This window comes from Pseudomonas gessardii (genome assembly GCF_001983165.1).
Taxonomy (GTDB): domain Bacteria; phylum Pseudomonadota; class Gammaproteobacteria; order Pseudomonadales; family Pseudomonadaceae; genus Aquipseudomonas; species Aquipseudomonas gessardii.
Genome location: NZ_MNPU01000017.1, coordinates 1 through 20,465 on the forward strand (window position 1 = coordinate 1; position 20,465 = coordinate 20,465).

Genomic DNA, 20,465 nt, shown 5'->3' on the forward strand with positions numbered 1-20,465 from the left:
GTAGGAACGGCGTTGTGGCTGCATGGAAAGACCCGCTTAAAAGGCTAGAAATGGTGTCCACTTAAATTAGGTGGACACCATCGCCTTTGGCGTCGGGGTCAGGAAGGTGTGTTGGCCGGACGCATACCTTGCGACGGTTCATGAGATCACTCATCTGACAGTTGAGTACCGCACCAAGTTGGGCGCTGACTCACCTGATCAGATCGTTCTGGCTTAGCAATGAACCCGCAGCACGCATAAGTTCGACGAGGAATTGAACAATGGCCAAGGACATCGAAAATCCCTGTATTTCTGTTTGCCAGCTGAACAGCGAACTGTGCGTTAGCTGCGGTCGCACCAAGGAAGACATCAGAAAATGGAAACGAATGAAGCGTCCAGAAAAAATGGCCGCTGTACAACGCGCGGCCCTGCGTCTGAAGAGCCTTCAAAAAAAGAACTCTTAAGCCACCGTCATTTACGTTTTCTACTGTTTCAGCCGAGACAGATGTCCTGATTCGGGAAGGTGCGCTGAGGGTGCAACGCCATCTCCGAACTTAACACTATCGCGATCAACTGCGCAGTGCTTGTCAGCATGCGGAGGATGGGGTCATCTCAAATTCTTATTGAGGACTGCTGTTCGGGGTTATCTGATTAGGCACAAGCATGCCTTTACGACGGCTGTTGATCGTCTTTAGCCATGGCTTGAGAATGAAATCGAAGGAGCATGTCCCGCTGCATGGTCATGAACGCTGACCATGCTGTGACGGGAGGGATGTGGTGGGATTAGTTTTGAGGGTACTCAGCAATGACCTGATCTGTGCCAGCTTTGGTCAGGCCGATTATCTGGTAGGCCTCATGCACTCCGTCGACTTCCATTCCTGGAGAACCAGGTGGCATGCCAGGAGCAGCGATCCCGAGAAGGTCGTCGCGTTTACTCATCGCAATTATTTGCTCAGCTGGCACGTGGCCTTCAACAAACTTCCCGTTGATCATCGCGGTGTGACAAGACGAGAGTCGTGGAGCGACACCCAGATCTTGTTTGAGAGCACTCATGTTGGTTTCTTCATGATCGATGACGGTGAAGCCATTAGCCTCAAGATGCTGAATCCATTTTTTGCAACATCCGCAGTTTGCATCACGATGCACATCGATGGTGAGGGCCTGCGCCGCTTGAGCCGTTGAGCCAATGAACAGCGCGGCGAATGTTGCGATACGCAGAGATCGACTTGAAAGTCGGAAGCTACCTGTCATGAATATTTCCTTTTCCCTTGGAGACGGCGAGATGTTCTACGAAGCAATAGAACCCCACTCAAGCGTTCATGCCGCTGCAAAGGTTGCATTGAAGGATCTACTCTAGAGTCGGGGAGCTAACTCCCCGATCATTAGAATTCGTAGGGCTAGTGCTCAAATCGCTTAGAACCACATCCGAATACCAGCTACAAATCGGGCCTCGTTTGTTTTTTCCCCTTCATCGCTGGCAAGGTCAGCCGTCTTACCGTATGAGCGATTCCAGCTAACTCCAATGTAGGGTGCGAATTGACGAGTAATTTCGTAGCGCAACCGCAGGCCTAGTTCGGTGTTGGCCAATCCAGATCCTATGCCGCGCTGAGGATCATTTTTCCCGTACAAGTTTACTTCGGCGGTCGGCTGCAAGATCAGGCGATTGGTCAACAGGATGTCGTAATCGCCTTCAAATCGAGCAGCGGTTTGACCGTTCTCACCAATATAAGCAGTCGCTTCAGCTTCAAAGTTATAGAGGGCCATGCCCTGAATACCGAGCGCTCCCCAGGTTTGAGGTGACCCAGGTTTGAAGTCTTGTCGAATGCCGGTGACGACATCCCACCATGGACCGATGGCGTGTCCCCACAGAGCCTGAAGTTCAGCGTTTTCGGTTACGCCATTTGTACGTTCACCTTCCGAACGCAACCAGAGGCGGTCGACGTCACCGCCGATCCACCCTTTTGCATCCCAAGCCAGCGCACTGCCGTTGTCAGCGTCTTGGTACTCAAATTTATCCAGGAGGATGAACGAGTTAATTTTTTTATCGTGCACACCATGGCCTGGTACGTCTGGAAAAGCGGCGGCCCGGTCAGCGTCGGTAAGTACGGGGATCGGGGTTCGGCTTGTGGTAGTCGCCCCTCCATCCATGCTTTCCATACCGTCCATTTGCCCGTTATCCATGCTCATCTTGCTGTGATCCATCGCCCCCATCTTGCTATGGTCCATGGCTCCCATTGAGCCGTGGTCCATCTTGGAGTGATCCATCGCGGCATCTTTCGCTTTGGCTGGTTTGGATTTTTGTGCAGTTGAAGGCTTTGCGTCCGCACTTGATGGCATCGCCATCGACGGATCCATCTCTTCAGCGGCTTGAGCCATAAAAAAGAATGCTGGACCGGTGGAGACTGCAAGTGCCATCAGCGTTGGGCGTAAAAACTTACTGGTCATGATCTCAATCTGCCTTTTTGGTTTTTTGGTCATGATCCATCGACTCATGGCTCATCTTGCTATGGTCCATTGACCCGTGATCTAGCTTCGAATCGTTTGCCGCTGCTGGCTTGTCCGTTGCTGTAGCAGGAACAGTGGTTGAATGATCGCTGCCATTTTCCTCTGCCAGCACCGTGGACGAGAGTCCACTCAGCAGGACAGCGGCAAAGAGGCAACCCACGAGGGAATTACGATTTAGGTATGTGCTCACAGATCGTCTCCTTTACTCATCAACCCGTACTTCACGGAACATGCCCATTTCCATATGGAAAAGCAGGTGGCAGTGATATGCCCAGCGGCCTAAGGCATCAGCGGTGACTCGATAGCTGCGTTTGGTACCAGGTGGCATATCAATCGTGTGCTTGCGCACCATGAACTTGCCGTTCTCATCCTCGAGGTCACTCCACATGCCGTGAAGGTGGATGGGGTGGGTCATCATGGTGTCGTTCACCAAGGTGATGCGCAGACGCTCGCCATACTTCAGGCGCAGCGGTTCGGCGTCAGAGAATTTGATGCCGTTGAACGACCACGAAAACTTCTCCATGTGACCGGTCAGGTGAAGCTCGATGGTGCGATTTGGCTCGCGGCCGTCAGGATCTTGGAAAGTGCTTTTCAAGTCGGAGTAAGTGAGCACTCGACGACCATTGTTCCGCAAGCCTATGCCAGGATCGTTCAGCTTTGGCGTTGGACTCATGGCTTGCATGTCAACCAAGGGATTGTTGGTTTCAGAGGCTGGGTGAGTCTGCATTTCTCCACCCATACCGCCCATGCCAGCCATCCCTGACATATCGCCACTGCCCATTCCTGCCATCTTGCTGTGGTCCATGCCAGCCATGTTGGACATGTCGCCTTTGTCCATGCCAGCCATCTTGCTGTGGTCCATGCCAGCCATGTTAGTCATGTCACCGCTGTCCATGCCGGTCATCCCGGTCATGTCACCTTGGTTCATCCCTGCCATCTTGCTGTGATCCATGCCGGCCATTCCACCCGAGCTGCCATGGTCCATACCAGCCATACCGCCCATCCCCATGTCATCCATAGTTACTATAGGACGTGGGTCAATCGCAGGTATCGGTGCCTTTAGGCCGTCACGCACTGCAAGTGTTCCGCTGGCGTAACCTGTGCGATCCATAGACTGAGCGAAGATGGTGTAAGCCTCATCAGTAGCAGTCTCCACAATAACGTCATATGTTTCAGCTACCGCAATACGAAACTCGTCGACGCTCACCGGCTTGACATGTTGACCGTCTGCGGCAACCACGGTCATCTTCAACCCAGGAATGCGGACGTCGAAATAGCTCATGGCGGAGCCGTTGATAAAGCGCAGACGGAGTTTCTCACCCGGTTTGAAAATACCAGTCCAGTTACCGTTGGGTGCCTGGCCATTCATGAGATAGGTATAGGTATCCGCGCTGACATCGCCGAGGTCAGTAGGACTCATGTTCATCTCAGCCCACATCTTTCGATCTGCTACCGTCGAAGACCAACCTTTGCTGCTGACATCGTCTATGAAGTCTCCGACGGTGCGCTTGTGATGGTTGTAATAGCCCGATTGTTTCTTGAGCTTCGCCATAACGCGACTGGGATCTTCGTCGGTCCAGTCAGTCAACATCACCACGTAGTCGCGATCGTATTGAAACGGTTCAGGTTCTTTCGAATCGATGACGATTGGACCGTAAACGCCTGCCTGCTCCTGCAAACCCGAGTGGCTGTGATACCAGTAGGTTCCGTTCTGATGAAGCTTGAATTTGTATTCGTACATGCCATCGGGTGCGATGCCATGGAAGCTCAAGCCAGGCACACCGTCCATGTTGGCGGGTAAGATGATCCCGTGCCAATGGATTGATGTGTCTTGGTCTAGACGGTTTTTTACACGCAGAGTGACGGTCTCCCCCTCACGCCAACGCAGCAACGGTCCGGGCAATGATCCGTTGATGGTCATAGCTGTGCGAGGCGAGCCTGTGATGTTTACAGGGCTTTCACCAATAAACAGATCAAATTCGTTACCGGAGAGTACGCTCGGCATACCAGGACTTGTCACCGCCCATACAGGAGTGCGCCAAAGGCCAAGGCCGCCGAGAATGCCACCAGCGGCCAAGCCTTTCACGAATGTCCGCCTAGAGGTTTTGGAGTGCATGCCGTTATGTCCAATCAGTCAAAAGGGAAGCCGCGCGAAACAACAAATGAATTGTCTGGATGAGACTCACTCACCGTTACAAAAGACGAACTCAAACGGTAAGCGAGCTCAGAAATTGCCACATTTAAACCACCACAGTGATTACATTTCTGTCAGCTTGTGAGCGTAGCTCAAATATTTAGCAATTTTTGTGGTCCATCGCCCTGGCTTTGCTTTCCGCGACAGGAGGCTGGGCATTTTTCGTTTGGGCTACTTGGTACGATTCCATCGAGTTACTCCTGGCCGCTTCCATACGTTCGAAAGTGCGGTCACCTCCGCCTTCAGCCATAGCAAAAGAAGATACGGTCAGAGCAGCGATGACGAACAAGGTTTTGATAGGGTTCATTTGGGTTTCCTCTGATAGATGGTAGCCCCTGAATCCACAACAAAGTTGTTGATGCTCAGGGAAGAGCTTAAGGCTCAATAGGACTATAAGACTGATTCCCTGTCAGGCAGCTTAGGCCAATATTACAGTTGTGTCAGGTTCCGATATTTCTCTTGAGCTGCGATGTACTTAATCCGTATGGTCTATCCATTGTCGGAATTCGCTGAAATCAAGCTCCTAAAATTTAGCCGTTCGGTGTTCTGTGCTTTCGGTCACTTTCACAGGGCTTGACGTTTTTTGAATTTGCACCGGAGTTATAAGCCGACTCAGACGCACCACATTCAACACATAAGTGTTTGATATAGGTGAAAATGGGAAATAGTAGCGTGACGGAAGGTGGCCGCTTGTGAGCATTAATTTTGAAAAAGCGCTTGGCTCCGCAGAAAGAGCGTTAGTTTATCGCAGCCAAAGAGCTGAGGTACTTAGCAATAATATCGCTAACGCTGATACTCCTAACTTTAAGGCTAGAGATTTGGAGTTTTCTGCTGTGCTCGCCAGCCAGACAAAACGAGGCTTGGATTCTCCGTTCTCTTTGAAAACAACAAACCTAAAACATATTGCCGCAAACGAATTAGCAAGTGATGGTCAAGGTGATGGTTTGTTTTACAGCACGCCTTACCAACCGTCACTTGATCAAAATACTGTGGATGCACAGCTTGAAGTGGCAAAGTTTACTGATAACGAAATTCATTTTGAAAGCGCTTTTAATAGATTGAACGGAGCATTTAAGGGGCTGCTTAAAGCTCTGCGAGGTGATTAGTAAAATTTACCCAACAATGAAATCGGCGCCTTAAGCGCTGATTTGCGATGGGAAACCGAGTGATTCGACAGCTTTACGAACTTGCTCTGGGTTTTCGCTACTTTCAACGCTTACCTTACCTGCCGCGCGATCCACGGAAACTTTAGCCTCGCTGTCCAACGATTGAATCGCTTTAGTGATTTTGCTGACGCAGCTACCGCAACCAATGCCTGATACGTTTAAGACGAACATGGTTATACCTCTTGTGCTGAGCGGTCTCTTTTCACCGCGATGACAGCATCAACGTTGACACCGCGGTAAGGTCAAGAGTTATGTTTTGTGGGGAGCGAGCAACGGTTGCGCTCAAGCTATATGGGTATTCCTCAGTCTCAAAGCATTGAAAACTACTGACGCAGAACTGACGCTCATGGCTAACGCAGCGATCATCGGCGACAGAAGGTGCCCCGTCAGCGGATAGAGTAGGCCTGCGGCCAAGGGAATACCCATTGAGTTGTAAAGGAAGGCGAAACCCAAGTTTTGCCGCATGTTTTTTACTGTCGCAACCGAAAGTGCCCGTGCCCGTAGAATCCCCATCAGGTCGCCTTTTACCAGCGTGAGCTGAGCGCTATTCATCGCGACATCAGTCCCTGTACCCATGGCAATGCCCACATCTGCACGCGCTAAGGCCGGTGCGTCGTTGATACCGTCGCCGGCCATGGCAACCTTTCGACCGTATCGCTGGAGGTCCGCCACCAGGCGCTCTTTGTCCTGAGGTTTAACTTCTCCATGAACCTCTTCAATACCCATCTCCTTGGCGACAGCACGTGCGGTGGTGAGCCCGTCTCCGGTGGCCATGATGATTTTTACGTTATCAGCTTTAAGCTTGGTGACTGCTTCTTTGGAGGTCGGTTTTATCGGATCTGAGACCGCCAGTAATCCTGCCAGAACCCCGTCAACTGCTAGATAGATGATGCTGATGCCTTCAAGGCGCAACAACTCTGCACGGTACTGTAAGACCTTAGTGCTTACACCGGCAGCGTCCATCAGTGCTGTGTTGCCCAGCTGTACCTTCTTGCCATCAACAAGGCCACTGACTCCAATCCCAGACCCGGACTCAAACGATTCAGGTTTGGTGAGCACGATATTTTCAGTTCGGGCATGGTCGACGATGGCGCGCGCCAAAGGATGTTCGCTGCCTTGATCAAGGCTAGCGGCCAGTTGAAGAACATCGTGTGGGTTGAAATCTGGTGTGGCGTCCACACTGTGAAATACCGGCCGTCCCTCTGTAAGGGTCCCCGTTTTATCGACAATCAGCGTGTCGATCTTGCAAAGGTTTTCAATAGCACTGGCGTCCCTGAACAGCACACCCATACTGGCCGCTTTACCCGTCGAAACCATGATCGACATTGGCGTTGCGAGACCAAGTGCACAGGGGCAAGCGATGATAAGTACGGCGACAGCGTTGATCAGGCCGAAGACCCAGCTGGGCTCCGGGCCGAATAGTCCCCAACCTAAGAATGTCAGCAACGCAATCGCGATAACTCCCATCACAAAGTAGCCGGCGATCGAGTCTGCCATTCTTTGCATTGGCGCTTTGGAGCGTTGGGCTAGAGCAACCATTTGCACTATCTGCGATAGCATGGTGTCGGCGCCGACCTTTTGCGCCTCCATCACCAAGCTCCCGTGAGTATTAAGCGTGGCGCCGATCAAACTATCCCCTGGTCTTTTCATTACCGGCACAGGCTCACCAGTGAGCATGGACTCATCCACCGCACTTTCTCCCTCGAGCACAGAGCCATCAACTGGCACCTTTTCACCAGGTCTGACCCGCAAATGGTCGCCCAAGTGAACATGGGTAAGAGGAATGTCTTCCTCCTGACCATCGGCGTTGATCTTGCGTGCAGTTTTGGGAGATAGGCCTAGAAGGGACTTAATTGCTGCGGAGGTTTGTGACCGTGCTTTTAGCTCAAGAATCTGCCCAAGCAAGGTGAGCGAGATGATGACCGCAGCGGCTTCGAAGTAAACGCCGATGCGTCCATCTTGCATGAAGGTGGTGGGAAAACTTTGGGGAAAGAGGGTTGCTGCGACGCTGTAAAGATAAGCTGCGGAAGTACCCAAACCTATCAGAGTCCACATATTTGGACTGCGATTTCTAACAGATGCTATGCCCCTTACAAAAAAGGGCCACCCTGCCCATAAGGTAACCGGTGTCGCAAGAGCAAACTCGATCCAGTTTTGAACCGAACCATGGAAGAGTTGTAATGAATGGCCCGCCATGGCTAGAACGGTCACTATCACGGTTAAAGGCAGAGACCACCAAAAGCGGCGCGCGAAATCACGGAGCTCGGTTTTGTCATCGTCATCTAGCGCCGGAATGACAGGTTCTAATGTCATGCCACATTTTGGGCAATTGCCGGGCCCTGGCTGTTTTACTTCCGGGTGCATCGGGCAGGTAAATTCAGTGGCTACTTGGAGCGCGGGTTCTGTAGCCGCGATGCTGGGTTCAGTGCTGGGATGAATACCACTGTAGTGCTCTGGAGCTGCCCGAAATTTCTCTTGGCATTTCTGGCTGCAAAACTGATAAATCTGTCCCTGATAAGACTCGCCAAATTTACTTGGAGGCGTAATCGTCATGCCGCACACCGGGTCACGTAGATCAGCGTCAGGGGGCGAAGCTGCGTGGGTAGGACCGTGATCGTGGTGGCTCGGTTTATTGGGCATAGCTATTTCTCTTCCTTGTTGGCTTGCGCCTGATTGCCATGGTCATGTGCGCCATGTCCATGCCCAAAAAAATGCATCAATGGACAGATCAACAGAATGAGATAGGGCAAGTATGTATAGACGTGGCTGAAATGCTCCCGCACCACGTAGAAGGCGCCGATCACAATGAACATAATCAGTACAACGCCTGTTTTGCGCGTCCAAAATGGGGTGGTGATGCTTCCAGCCGGATGCTGATGGTTATTCATGATCTAGACCCCAGTGTTTGAGCGAGTTGCTCTGATGTCTGCCTCAGAGCGTAGCCAACTCTTGAGGAGACGCGGGTTTAGCGGTCAGTTCGGGCTCACTTCAGGTCAAATTGACCGACCATCCCAGACTGGTAATGACCTGGTACGTTGCAGGCAAATTGAAGTCCAGTTGTATTGTTGAAGGTCCAGATCAATTCCTTTGTTGCTCCGGGCTCGATCAGCATGCTGTTCGGGTCGTTGTGTTCCATTCCAACCATCTTCATCCCTCCCATGCTGTGACCCATGCTGCCCGTCATTTTCCCTGACCCGGTGGGTGTAAGCGTTCCATTCTGGAACATGCTCGCCATTTCTTTTTGGTGCGCCGCATGAGCGGCGGCTTGGCCGATATTGAATTCGTGCAGCAGTGCGCCCTTATTACGAAGGACAAAACGAATAGTCTCACCAGGCTTCACATCGATGTTTTTAGGCATGAAGAAAATATCACCCATCTCCACATCTACCGTACGGGTCACCGCAGAAGCGACGCCAGGCTGGCCGATGTCCTCTTTGCCATGACCTACGTCTGCCATGGCCGTCGCACCGAGGAATAAGGTGATCGCCGCAATAACTGGGGTAACGAGCTTAGCTTTCATGATGACCTCAAGAGCAAATGGAAAACACTAGCTATGCTAAACGGATAGAGCTGCCAGCTAACTGACGTGAACACTACATTTCTGTCAGTTTCCAAGAGTAGTGCGGCGCGCTTATGACGCCGTACCAACCGAGCGGATCAAACAGCCCATCGGAGGTACCCGGTTACTGATGGCTCTCAGAAAGCATCAGTTTGTGTTCGCGCTGCATTTGGTTCAAAACGTCATCAACCATAGCGTCGTGCTTTTCCATCCAGGAAAGATGTTCCTGAGGCGACATTGATGCTTTTGGGTGATCCTGATGGAGTTGGTTCATGATCTCGCCCAGCAGTTTCATATGCTCGGCCATGTGTACATGGCGCTCTCCCTCTGGGGCTTTTTCAGCTTGTACCAAGGTCGCTTCTGCTTTGTCGCGTAGGCTTTCCATACGCTCCGCAATCCGATCTGCGCCACCTTCAGCCAAAGCAGACGCTGAGATGAGTATCGAACCCACAAAGAAAAGGATTTTTAGATGATTCATGAGGAAGCTCCTTTTTGATCTGTTTTCCGGCTCCCACAAGGTTTCATGCGGCGGCGTCGGTCGAGTACTAGGGAGTACTCATGCTCGAACCCTAGACAGCACTCGCTGACATCTACCTGAAGCCAATATTACTTTTCTGTCAGTTGCTGGTTGGCAGAAGCATTTCCTTGCAGACTCATCATCACAATCATTCGAGAGCCACCCCCATGAGACTTCTGGTTGCGGAAGACGAACCCAAAATAGGCATTTATTTGCAGCAAGGTCTTGCTGAGGCAGGGTTCAATGTTGATCGCTTTACCAATGGTAAGGAGGCGCTTCAACACGCGTTGAGCGAGGCTTATGACCTGCTGATTCTCGATGTGATGATGCCTGGGCTGGACGGATGGGAAGTACTTCAGAAGGTGCGGGCATCCGGAAAAAATGTCCCCGTGCTTTTTCTCACGGCGCGAGACCGCGTCGAGGATCGCGTCAAAGGACTTGAGCTGGGGGCAGACGATTACCTCATAAAACCCTTCGCTTTTTCTGAATTGCTGGCCCGCGTCAGAACGCTGCTGCGAAGAGGGAGTACAGCCCCCTCCCAAACTCATATGAAATTGGCTGATCTTGAGGTTGACCTGCTCAAGCGCAGGGTTGTCCGTGGAGGCAAACGTATAGATCTCACGGCCAAAGAGTTTGCGTTACTCGAATTGCTGCTCCGTCGTCGAGGTGAGGTGCTGCCTAAGTCGCTTATCGCTTCCCAGGTGTGGGACATGAACTTCGACAGCGATACTAACGTCATCGAGGTCGCCGTAAGGCGGCTCAGAGCAAAGATTGATGATGATTTTGAGGTCAAGCTTATCCACACCTCCCGAGGCATGGGCTACATGCTAGATGCGCCGGATTCTGGGACGGGGCTGGAATGAAGCGAATGTCTCTGACTACCCGCATGAGCCTGATGTTCATGCTAGCTGTAACGGCGGTGCTCACCGTCGCTGGACTCAGTTTTAACAGCCTTAGCCGGCATCATTTCAAAATGCTAGATCAGCAGGCGCTAAACGAGAAGCTACACTCGACCCAAAGAATTTTGACGGGATTGAGTAGCATTGACCAGTTCAGTGATGTTAAGCCTGAGTTGGAGGCGCTGCTGGGTGCTCACCGAGATTTGACAGCCCTGATCTTCGATGGTCACGGCAAGACCCTTTTTGCTGATCCAGGTCCAATCGATATTCCTGAAGACTTTCGCACGACCTCAAACAACAATGTTTGGGAGTGGCGTGATGATGAGCAAACGTTCCGGGGAATAACGGCGCAAGCGATTGTGACGGGACAAGAAAAACCGCTGACCGTACTGTTAATCTTTGACGTTACGCAACATATGGCGTTCTTTGAGACGCTTGAACGCTGGTTTTTGATAGGGTTGTTTATAAGCGCGCTGGTCAGTGCGGCGCTGGGCTGGATGGTCGCGAGCAGTGGACTAAGGCCTATTCGCCAGGTTACTCAAGTCGCTGCGTCAATGTCTGCTAAATCGCTCAAAGAACGAATTCCTTTAGCGGCCGTTCCTAAAGAGCTTCAGCAGATGGTGCTTTCTTTCAATGCAATGTTATCTAGACTGGACGATGCATTTGTTCGCTTATCAAACTTCTCTGCGGACATTGCTCACGAACTACGAACACCTGTCAGCAATTTGATGACTCACACCGAAGTGGTTTTATCTAGAAAAAGGAATATTGAGGACTACGAAGACAACTTGTACTCGAATCTTGATGACCTGAAGCGTATGGGCCGGATGATCGATGACATGCTTTTTCTAGCGAAATCTGACAATGGTCTGATTTCTCATGAAAACAAACCGATAGACTTGGTAGCACTAGTAGAAAAATTACTCGAGTACTACCGCTTGCTGGCTGATGAGCAAGGCATCGACCTCAAAGTGACAGGGAGAGGCAGCGTCCGAGGTGACGTTCTTATGCTCGACAGGGCTATCTCTAATCTGCTCTCAAATGCGCTCCGGTACACCCCCGCAGGGAAATGTATTAGCGTCGATATAAGGCAGGAAGGGACGTCAATCTCAGTCTCCGTGGAAAACCCTGGAGAACCTATCGCTCCTGAGCACCTTGAAAAACTGTTTGATCGATTTTATCGAGTGGACCCCGCTCGTAGAGAAGGAAACCCAAGTAATGCGGGGCTAGGCTTATCAATCACTCGATCCATTATCGAGTCGCATGGCGGCAAGATATGGTGCACGTCGTCAGATGGAAAAACAGCCTTTCATATACAACTCCCATGTGCGAGTGCAGAAAATGCATAGTCAACGACACCATATACACCCGAGCAGCTATGTGGTCTTGCGAACGGTTTTCACGGTGTGCACGTCGCAAAACGGAAGCCCGTTTTAACCATTTTTTCAAGAAATTCAGCGTCCCAAAGCAGGTCCAAGCTGACTGAAATGTAATCGAATAGTTTGCGTTCGTGTGGCATCGTGTACTTGCGCTGTGACGTTGGAATTCTTGTGATTATTCCTGTCCAGCCCGCCCTAGAACAAGGAATTTGCTAGGTAGCTCGCCAGTGTTTTTAATAAGCGTAAAAGTAATAACTAGATACTCATCAAAAACCTAGAATCAACAGCTTTTGCTGTGAGGAGTCTTGCATGTCATTCCTTAAAACCACCACCGTAGCTGTAGCACTGACAGCGGGTTTGCTTTTGAGTGCAGTTGCTCAGGCACATCCAAAGCTGCTTTCTTCCACTCCAGCAGAAGGGTCGGATGTTGCTGCTCCTGCGAAAATTGAACTGCAATTTTCTGAGAATCTAACGACTCAGTTTTCCGGTGCTAAGCTGATCATGACCGATATGCCTGGCATGCCTAACTCCCCAATGGGCGTTAAAGCAGCTGTTGCAGGCGGTGGAGATCCTAAGACGATGGTTATTACGCCTGCATCGCCATTGACCACAGGTACTTATAAAGTTGAGTGGCGTGCCGTCTCGTCTGACACTCATCCAATTACCGGCAATTTTTCTTTCAAAGTGAAATGATTCATGAGCGACTCAATAAATATAGCTGTTCGCTTTGCTCTATATTTTGATCTGATGCTGTTATTTGGACTGGCAATATTTGGTCTTTATAGCCTGAGAGGAAAAGAGAGAGTATCGGGAGCAGTTTTAAATTTTGAGTCGCTTCTTTACAGTACATCTGTTTTAGGTGTAGCTCTGTCTCTAGCAGCCATGTTGTTGCTTGCGAAAGCTATGAGTGGTGTGTCGGGCTTCATGGAGCTACATCACCATATTTTTCAAATGGTTCTCATGGGGACGGACGTCGGTTTGACCTGGATGGTCCGGATAGTGGCGTTGCTGACGGCTGTTGTCGGCGTTGCTCTGAGTAAGCGCTTTCCGACACTTAGTCTTTGGATTGTCAGTGTATGTGGCGCCATTGCGCTAGCGACGCTGGCATGGACAGGGCATGGTGCGATGGACGAAGGGAGCCGTCGTTACTGGCATTTTACTAGCGACATCTTCCATCTCTTGGCCGCAGGCGGTTGGTTGGGTGCGTTGGCAGCATTTGCACTGCTGCTGCGTTTAAAATCGCTGAAAGGTGATCAGGAAGTACGAGTTCTTGCTCGGGTACTGACAGGGTTTGAATCGGCCGGCGCGGTGATTGTAGTAATCATCAGTATAACGGGCGTGGTGAATTACCTATTTATCGTAGGACCAAGCCTCGATGAGGTGATGCTCAGCACTTATGGCCAGTTACTATTTTTGAAAATCCTGCTATTTGCAGGGATGATCGTATTAGCCACGCTTAACCGTTTTCATCTAAGCCCCTTATTGGAGCGATCAGTTCGCAATGGCGAATACGCTGTCGCGGTGAATGCCTTGCGCCGTAGCATGAAACTTGAGTTTTCAATGGCGGTCATCATTATCTGTCTTGTCGCATGGTTAGGTACTTTAAGCCCTGTCATGGAAATGAGCGCAGCATAGACGTTGGTAACAGCCAATACAGGAGTCTTAAGGGTGAATTGTAAGGGCCATTTGCACCGTCTACACTTTAGCCCATGAAACGCTATGTGCGGTTTTGCCTGATTTTCCTAATTAGCTTGGCGCTTCCCCTTAGCGGGATGGCGGGTGTTCAGGCATCGACTGAACCATGCCCGATGAAAACCATGGATATAGCGATGAAGGATGGTATGGGTCAAGACTGCTGTCACGACATGAAAAGTACCGCTGAGCATGGCAAACCTTGTAAGTCGGGCCAGGAATGCAAAACGGGCGGCATGCTGCAAGTCTCGATCATCAAGCCTCCTATTACCTTGTCCAGTCCAATCGTTCCGCCCTTCTCCAGCCATTTCCCACTCGTACAAACCCCTTCTGGGTTATGGCGACCGCCCCGTACTTGATTCCTGTACCACACTGAGCCTCATTCCGCGTTAGCGGGATGGCATATCTGCGCGCATGTCTTATGAAGCGCGCGGTGGATCATCACAGGAATCGTGAACATGAACTCCAACTGCTTTTGCACAGGTTGGTCCCTCGTGGCCGGCCTGGCGGCAAGCGTACTGGCATTGCCGAGCCTTGCTGGTGCATTGACACTCGATGAAGCGCTGCGGCTGGCCGAAAACAATGCACCGTCGTTGACCGCACAAGACGCCAAAATTCAAGCAGCCACCAGTGCGGCCATTCCCGCTGGCGAACTACCCGATCCCAAGCTACTGCTGGGCGTGCAGAACTACCCCATTGGTGGTGCCGACAGATGGAGCATCGACCAGGACTTCATGACCATGCAAATGGTCGGGGTCAGACAGGAGATGCCCAACAGCGATAAGCGCAAAGCACGTATCGAGGTCGCGGATGCGGCTGTTGATCGAGCGTCCGCTGAGCGTCGAGTGGCGCGTCTGAACGTCCGACAGTCCACGGCATTGGCCTGGATCAGTAGCTACTCGGTTGAGCGTAAAGATGCGATGTTCCAGGACTTCTACAAAGAAAACCGTCTTCTGACCGATACCGTCAGATCTCAGATTGCGGGTGGCCGCGCCCAACCCGCCGATGCGGTGACACCTAAACAGGAAGCTGCCCAACTGGCGGAGCAGCAGGATGATTTAGTTCGCCAACGTGCACAGGCCCGGGCGGCCCTCAAGCGCTGGATTGGCCCAGCTGCCAATGACAAACCGGCGGGCAGCTTGCCTGATTGGCCCATTGAAACCTCTGGATACTCCCATAAGCTGCAACATCACCCTGAATTGGCGGCGTATGTGCCGATGACCCGTGAAGCACAAGCCAAGATCCGTGAAGCTGAGGCGGAAAAGCAATCTGACTGGAGCTGGGAATTCGACTATCAGCATCGAGGCAAACAATTCGGTGACATGGTTAGCGTCCAGTTTTCATGGGATCTCCCGCTGTTTCCTGACTCTCGGCAAAACCCCAAAATTGCGGCAAAGCACGCCGAACTCAACCAGCTTGAGGCTGAGCGGGAAGCTCTGTCGCGCGAGCATACCCAGCAACTGGAGGATGAGTTGGCCGACTACGAGCGACTCAATCGTGCAGTCAACCGTAATCAGGAAAGCTTGTTGCCGCTGGCTAAAGAAAAGGTTGAACTCACCATGGCTAGCTACCGTTCCGGCAAAGGTGATTTGAACTCGGTTGTGGCCGCCCGACGCGAACTCATCGAAGCCCGTCTCAAGCAGATTGACGTTGAAGAGCAACGTGCTCTCACCAGCGCTCGCCTGTATTTCTCTTACGGGGAGCCCGCTCAATGAATTTCAAAGTATGGAAAGGGACTTTAGTTGTCGGCATCTCGATTGCCTTGGGTGTTGCCGGAGGTTACTGGTTAGCCCAACCGCGAATGAGCGAAGTAGCTGGTGTCGAGCCGGATCAGGAAGCCAAAGCCTCTCCTGATCGAAAGGTTCTGTATTGGTATGACCCCATGTACCCACAACAGAAATTCGATAAACCGGGTAAGTCACCCTTCATGGACATGCAGATGATCCCCCAATACGCAGATACCAAGGGGGACAGCGGCGGCATTCGAATTGATCCAAGCCTGACTCAGAACCTTGGTGTGCGACTGGCTAGTGTCAGTCGAGGGGTATTTGCCTCGACACTGAACGTGGTAGGTGTTCTGGCCTTCAACGAACGGGACGTTGCAGTCATTCAGGCCCGTACGGCGGGTTTTGTCGAGCGCGTGTACGCCCATGCACCTGGTGATGTGCTGAAAGTGAATGCCGCCTTGGCAGATATCTTGGTGCCGGATTGGGCAGCTGCTCAAGAGGAATTTCTCGCCCTCAAGCGTAGTGGCGATGCTGACTTGCTGACAGCGGCCCGCCAGCGATTGAGGCTCACCGGAATGCCAACTAAGTTAATTGCTCAAGTTGAGCGCAGTGGCAAAGTTCAACCGAACCTGACTCTGACCAGCCCTATTGGTGGTGTGCTTCAAGAGCTGAGTGTGCGTGAAGGTATGACGGTGGCCGCAGGCGAGACGCTCGCGCGTGTTAATGGTTTGAGCAGTGTCTGGCTGGCCGTGGCGGTACCAGAGTCGGAGGCTGGGTCAATCGTTGTAGGGCAAGCAGCCGAAGCGCGTTTGTCCGCGCTCCCTGGAGTTGTGCTCAAGGGCGTCGTCAGTGCGATTCTTCCGGAAACCAGTTCGGACAGTCGCACACTTCGCGTTCGAGTTGAGTTACCCAATCCGGATGGCCGACTCAGGCCAGGTTTGACCGCGCAGGTAAGTCTCAATCGTTCGACGGAGCAAAGTGTTTTGTGGGTGCCGAGCGAGGCCGTCATTCGTACCGGTCGACGTACGTTGGTCATGCTCTCTGAAGACGCTGGTCGATATCGCCCGGTGGAGGTGCAGTTAGGCCAAGATAACGATGGCAAAACGCTGATATTGAAAGGCTTGGAAGAGGGGCAAAAAGTGGTGACTTCTGGCCAGTTCCTTCTCGACTCGGAGGCCAGTCTCAAGGGCGTTGTCGCAAGCTCACTGGACGTTTCGCCATCTACTGTAACCGCAGGCGCTTTGCATGAGGCCGATGGTCAGATCGTTGAGATCAACGACAAAGAAGTCACGCTCGCCCACGGTCCCTTCAGAACATTGGGTATGTCAGGCATGACGATGACTTTCCCTCTCGCCGCTCCAGCTCTGATGAAGGATCTTAAAACGGGCGACAAGGTTCGGATCGCTGTCAGCCAGACGGAAGATGGTCTGCGCGTTGAGCGTCTGGAACGCTCTGGGACCCAGCCATGATCGCGGCCCTTATTCGCTGGTCGGTGGCTAACCGCTTTCTTGTGTTGCTGGCGACGCTGTTTGTCACGGCATGGGGGATCTGGGCGGTTCAAAGTACGCCCATTGACGCACTGCCAGACCTGTCGGATGTTCAGGTAATTATCCGTACACCTTATCCAGGCCAAGCCCCACAGATCGTAGAGAACCAGGTCACCTATCCATTGGCAACCACCATGCTCTCTGTGCCTGGTGCCAAGACTGTGCGCGGTTATTCCTTCTTTGGCGACAGTTTCGTTTACGTACTATTCGAAGACGGAACTGACTTGTACTGGGCTCGCTCGCGCGTATTGGAATATCTGAGCCAGATACAAAGCCGGCTTCCGGCCAGTGCCAAGCCCGCTTTAGGACCTGATGCCACTGGGGTTGGCTGGATTTTCCAGTACGCCCTGGTAGACCGAAGCGGCGGGCATGACTTGGCGCAGTTACGTGCCTTGCAGGACTGGTTCCTTAAATTCGAGCTTAAGACCCTACCGAACGTTGCGGAAGTGGCCACGGTGGGTGGCATGGTAAAGCAGTACCAGGTGCAGCTTGATCCGGTGAAGCTGGCCAGCTTGGGTATCACGCAGTCTGAAGTGACCGAGGCGATCGGCAAGGCCAATCAGGAAACTGGTGGGGCGGTGCTGGAGATGGCGGAGACCGAGTTTATTGTGCGGGCTTCCGGGTACTTGAAGACCCTCAATGACTTTCGTGCTATCCCACTCAAACTGGGCACGGGTGGTGTGCCGGTCACTCTGGGCGATGTTGCCACGATTCAGATGGGGCCTGAGATGCGTCGAGGCATCACCGAACTCGATGGCGAAGGTGAGACCGTCGGCGGCGTTGTAATTCTGCGCAGCGGTAAGAATGCTCGAGAAACCATTGCGGCGGTCAAGACCAAACTCGACGAGCTGAAAAGCAGTCTGCCGGCGGGGGTAGAAATCGTCACCACCTACGACCGCAGCAAGTTGATTGATCGTGCCGTGGAAAACCTCAGCCACAAGCTGATCGAAGAGTTCATCGTCGTCGCGTTGGTCTGCGGAATCTTTCTCTGGCACCTGCGTTCATCTCTGGTGGCAATCATCTCCCTGCCGGTTGGGGTGCTGATCGCCTTCATCGTAATGCGCTATCAGGGTATCAACGCCAACATCATGTCCCTTGGCGGGATTGCCATCGCCATCGGCGCCATGGTCGACGCTGCCGTGGTGATGATTGAAAACGCCCACAAGAAGGTCGAGGCTTGGCACGTGGCTAATCCTGGGGAGGAACTGAAAGGTGAACGTCATTGGCACGTGATGACTGAAGCGGCTGCCGAGGTAGGACCCGCATTGTTCTACTGTCTGCTGATCATCACCCTGTCGTTCATTCCGGTGTTCACGCTGGAGGCTCAGGAAGGACGTCTATTCGGTCCATTGGCGTTCACCAAAACCTACGCTATGGCCGCAGCGGCTGGACTGTCGGTAACTCTAGTTCCGGTGTTGATGGGGTATTGGATTCGCGGACGAATTCCTAATGAGCAACAGAATCCGCTAAATCGCTGGTTGATCCGGATCTACGAGCCCGCTCTGGACGCCGTATTACGTCGACCTAAAGTAACGCTGCTGGTTGCATTGCTAGTCTTTGTCAGCGCGTTGTGGCCGATCTCTCGTCTGGGTGGTGAGTTTCTTCCCCCGTTGGACGAAGGGGACCTGCTCTATATGCCGTCAGCTCTGCCTGGATTATCGGCGCAGAAGGCCGCGCAACTGCTTCAGCAGACTGACCGTCTGATAAAGACAGTTCCAGAGGTCGAACATGTTTTCGGAAAAGCCGGCCGCGCTGAAACCGCGACTGACCCGGCACCGTTGGAAATGTTCGAGACCACCATTCAATTCAAACCACGCGAACAGTGGCGCCCAGGCATGACCCAGGAAAAGCTCGTTGAGGAGCTAGAACAAGTGGTGCGTGTCCCAGGATTAACCAACATCTGGATACCGCCTATTCGTAACCGTATCGACATGCTGGCCACCGGCATAAAAAGCCCGATTGGCGTGAAGGTTGCCGGTACCAACCTGACGGAGATCGATGCCGTCACCCAAGCCATCGAGCGTGTTGCCAAGGACGTCTCAGGTGTCAGTTCAGCGTTAGCCGAACGACTGACCGGTGGCCGCTATATTGATGTGGATATCGATCGCAAAGCTGCGGCACGCTATGGGTTAAATATTGCCGATGTGCAATCAATCGTGGCCGGCGCAATCGGCGGTGAAAACGTCGGGGAGACGATTGAAGGGTTGGCTCGTTTCCCAATTAACGTACGTTACCCTCGTGAGTGGCGGGATTCGCTCGGCGCTTTGGAGCAGTTGCCGATCTACACCCCGCTAGGCAGCCAGATCACCCTTGGCACCGTGGCGAAGATCAAGGTCAACGACGGGCCGCCAATGCTCAAGAGTGAGAACGCACGGCCTTCAGGCTGGGTGTACATCGATGTGCGTGGCCGGGACATTGCCTCCGTAGTCGCCGATCTACGCCGGGTCGTCAGTGAGCAGGTCAAGTTGCAGCCCGGCATGAGCCTGAGCTACTCAGGTCAGTTCGAGTTTCTCGAAAGGGCCAACGCACGACTCAAACTGGTGGTGCCTGCCACGCTGTTGATCATCTTCGTGTTGCTCTACCTGACATTTGCACGCCTTGATGAGGCTTTGCTGATTATGGCCACGCTGCCATTCGCTCTCACGGGCGGGGCATGGTTTCTCTATCTGTTGGGATTCAACCTGTCGGTTGCCACCGGGGTCGGCTTTATCGCCTTGGCCGGTGTTTCTGCCGAATTTGGCGTGATCATGCTGCTCTACCTGAAAAATGCATGGACCGAGCGTCAAGACCTCGGTGACAACACAGAACGCGGGTTGATGGCCGCGATTTGTGAAGGCGCTGTCCAGCGCGTTCGACCTAAGGCTATGACCGTGGCAGTGGTTATCGCTGGTTTGTTACCTATACTTTTGGGAGGCGGTTCCGGTAGCGAGGTTATGAGCCGCATTGCCGCCCCGATGATTGGCGGTATGGTTACGGCACCCTTGCTATCGCTGTTTGTGATCCCGGCGGCCTATCACCTCATGCGTCGTCGACACTTGTCCGTTGAGCCTGGCAAGCACTGACGCGTAAAAACGCATACGAAAGGGGCTGCGCTTGCAGCCTCGTTTGAGCTGCGCAGCTCGTTTTCATCAGTCCTACATACGCTGTGGTCAGTGCCATTACCCACCAGCACTTGCCAGAAAACGAACGCCGCCACCACCGCCTTTCGATGAGCCAAAAAAGCATCCTGCTAAAAGGCGACTCAGCATTCGTCACCCTCAGATCTCTCTTGAAATCGGGACGAATGACCCTAATATGATCT

General features: G+C 52.5%; 20 protein-coding genes. 10 read left to right on the top strand and 10 right to left on the bottom strand.

Annotated elements, in window-relative coordinates:
• Positions 1-260: 260 nt before the first annotated feature.
• Entirely contained in the window at positions 261-443 is a 183-nt protein-coding gene (locus BLL38_RS13715; protein WP_038444670.1) for a DUF1289 domain-containing protein, read from the top strand.
• 319 nt (positions 444-762) lie between these two features.
• On the opposite strand, the gene BLL38_RS13720 is transcribed toward BLL38_RS13715, so the two are convergent.
• The 5 genes from BLL38_RS13720 to BLL38_RS13735 form a co-directional block, all read right to left on the bottom strand.
• Positions 763-1,230, bottom strand: a complete 468-nt coding sequence (locus tag BLL38_RS13720; protein WP_017341649.1) for a DUF411 domain-containing protein — start codon at positions 1,228-1,230, stop codon at positions 763-765.
• A gap of 162 nt (positions 1,231-1,392) precedes the next feature.
• Positions 1,393-2,457, bottom strand: a complete 1,065-nt coding sequence (locus tag BLL38_RS13725) for a copper resistance protein B (RefSeq protein WP_038444668.1) — start codon at positions 2,455-2,457, stop codon at positions 1,393-1,395.
• Positions 2,429-2,674, bottom strand: coding sequence for a hypothetical protein (locus BLL38_RS30530; RefSeq protein WP_099170805.1), 246 nt, complete (start codon positions 2,672-2,674; stop codon positions 2,429-2,431). Before BLL38_RS30530 ends, BLL38_RS13725 begins: the two co-directional genes overlap by 29 nt.
• A gap of 12 nt (positions 2,675-2,686) precedes the next feature.
• Positions 2,687-4,600 (bottom strand): copper resistance system multicopper oxidase, encoded by a 1,914-nt coding sequence (locus tag BLL38_RS13730; protein WP_038444665.1) that lies wholly within the window; start codon positions 4,598-4,600, stop codon positions 2,687-2,689.
• 178 nt (positions 4,601-4,778) lie between these two features.
• Complete coding sequence (locus BLL38_RS13735; protein ID WP_032856636.1) at positions 4,779-4,985, bottom strand: co-regulatory protein PtrA N-terminal domain-containing protein; 207 nt, start codon at positions 4,983-4,985, stop codon at positions 4,779-4,781.
• 385 nt (positions 4,986-5,370) lie between these two features.
• Here BLL38_RS13735 and flgB point away from each other — a divergent pair, with 385 nt between their 5' ends.
• A complete protein-coding gene (gene flgB / locus BLL38_RS13740) occupies positions 5,371-5,784 on the top strand; it encodes a flagellar basal body rod protein FlgB (protein WP_076963049.1) in 414 nt (137 codons plus the stop codon).
• Positions 5,785-5,814: 30 nt separating this feature from the next.
• Here flgB and BLL38_RS13745 read toward each other — a convergent pair whose 3' ends face one another.
• From BLL38_RS13745 to BLL38_RS13770, 5 genes are all read right to left on the bottom strand, one after another.
• Positions 5,815-6,015 (bottom strand): heavy-metal-associated domain-containing protein, encoded by a 201-nt coding sequence (locus tag BLL38_RS13745; RefSeq protein WP_074321237.1) that lies wholly within the window; start codon positions 6,013-6,015, stop codon positions 5,815-5,817.
• A gap of 111 nt (positions 6,016-6,126) precedes the next feature.
• Complete coding sequence (locus BLL38_RS13750) at positions 6,127-8,484, bottom strand: heavy metal translocating P-type ATPase (RefSeq protein WP_080727722.1); 2,358 nt, start codon at positions 8,482-8,484, stop codon at positions 6,127-6,129.
• 2 nt (positions 8,485-8,486) lie between these two features.
• Positions 8,487-8,732, bottom strand: coding sequence for a DUF2933 domain-containing protein (locus BLL38_RS13760; RefSeq protein ID WP_051903179.1), 246 nt, complete (start codon positions 8,730-8,732; stop codon positions 8,487-8,489).
• Between the two features lie 95 nt (positions 8,733-8,827).
• Complete coding sequence (locus tag BLL38_RS13765) at positions 8,828-9,364, bottom strand: cupredoxin domain-containing protein (RefSeq protein ID WP_038444662.1); 537 nt, start codon at positions 9,362-9,364, stop codon at positions 8,828-8,830.
• Positions 9,365-9,527: 163 nt separating this feature from the next.
• A complete protein-coding gene (locus tag BLL38_RS13770) occupies positions 9,528-9,881 on the bottom strand; it encodes a co-regulatory protein PtrA N-terminal domain-containing protein (protein WP_038444660.1) in 354 nt (117 codons plus the stop codon).
• A 206-nt stretch (positions 9,882-10,087) separates the two neighbouring features.
• Here BLL38_RS13770 and BLL38_RS13775 point away from each other — a divergent pair, with 206 nt between their 5' ends.
• The 8 genes from BLL38_RS13775 (at position 10,088) to BLL38_RS13810 (ending at position 20,226) form a co-directional block, all read left to right on the top strand.
• Positions 10,088-10,783, top strand: a complete 696-nt coding sequence (locus tag BLL38_RS13775) for a heavy metal response regulator transcription factor (RefSeq protein ID WP_017341638.1) — start codon at positions 10,088-10,090, stop codon at positions 10,781-10,783.
• Complete coding sequence (copS, locus tag BLL38_RS13780) at positions 10,780-12,168, top strand: copper resistance membrane spanning protein CopS (protein ID WP_038444657.1); 1,389 nt, start codon at positions 10,780-10,782, stop codon at positions 12,166-12,168. Before BLL38_RS13775 ends, copS begins: the two co-directional genes overlap by 4 nt.
• A gap of 339 nt (positions 12,169-12,507) precedes the next feature.
• Positions 12,508-12,891: a copper homeostasis periplasmic binding protein CopC gene (gene copC, locus BLL38_RS13785; RefSeq protein WP_017341635.1), complete on the top strand. Its 384-nt coding sequence runs from the start codon at positions 12,508-12,510 to the stop codon at positions 12,889-12,891.
• A 3-nt stretch (positions 12,892-12,894) separates the two neighbouring features.
• Positions 12,895-13,833 (top strand): copper homeostasis membrane protein CopD, encoded by a 939-nt coding sequence (copD, locus tag BLL38_RS13790; protein ID WP_038444655.1) that lies wholly within the window; start codon positions 12,895-12,897, stop codon positions 13,831-13,833.
• Positions 13,834-13,907: 74 nt separating this feature from the next.
• On the top strand, positions 13,908-14,249 hold the full coding sequence (locus tag BLL38_RS31415) for a hypothetical protein (RefSeq protein WP_076963050.1): 342 nt from the start codon (positions 13,908-13,910) through the stop codon (positions 14,247-14,249).
• A gap of 99 nt (positions 14,250-14,348) precedes the next feature.
• On the top strand, positions 14,349-15,605 hold the full coding sequence (locus tag BLL38_RS13800; RefSeq protein WP_019334916.1) for a TolC family protein: 1,257 nt from the start codon (positions 14,349-14,351) through the stop codon (positions 15,603-15,605).
• On the top strand, positions 15,602-17,086 hold the full coding sequence (locus tag BLL38_RS13805; RefSeq protein ID WP_019334917.1) for an efflux RND transporter periplasmic adaptor subunit: 1,485 nt from the start codon (positions 15,602-15,604) through the stop codon (positions 17,084-17,086). The genes BLL38_RS13800 and BLL38_RS13805 overlap by 4 nt, the downstream gene beginning before the upstream one ends.
• Positions 17,083-20,226, top strand: a complete 3,144-nt coding sequence (locus BLL38_RS13810) for an efflux RND transporter permease subunit (protein WP_038444652.1) — start codon at positions 17,083-17,085, stop codon at positions 20,224-20,226. The genes BLL38_RS13805 and BLL38_RS13810 overlap by 4 nt, the downstream gene beginning before the upstream one ends.
• Positions 20,227-20,465 lie beyond the last annotated feature (239 nt).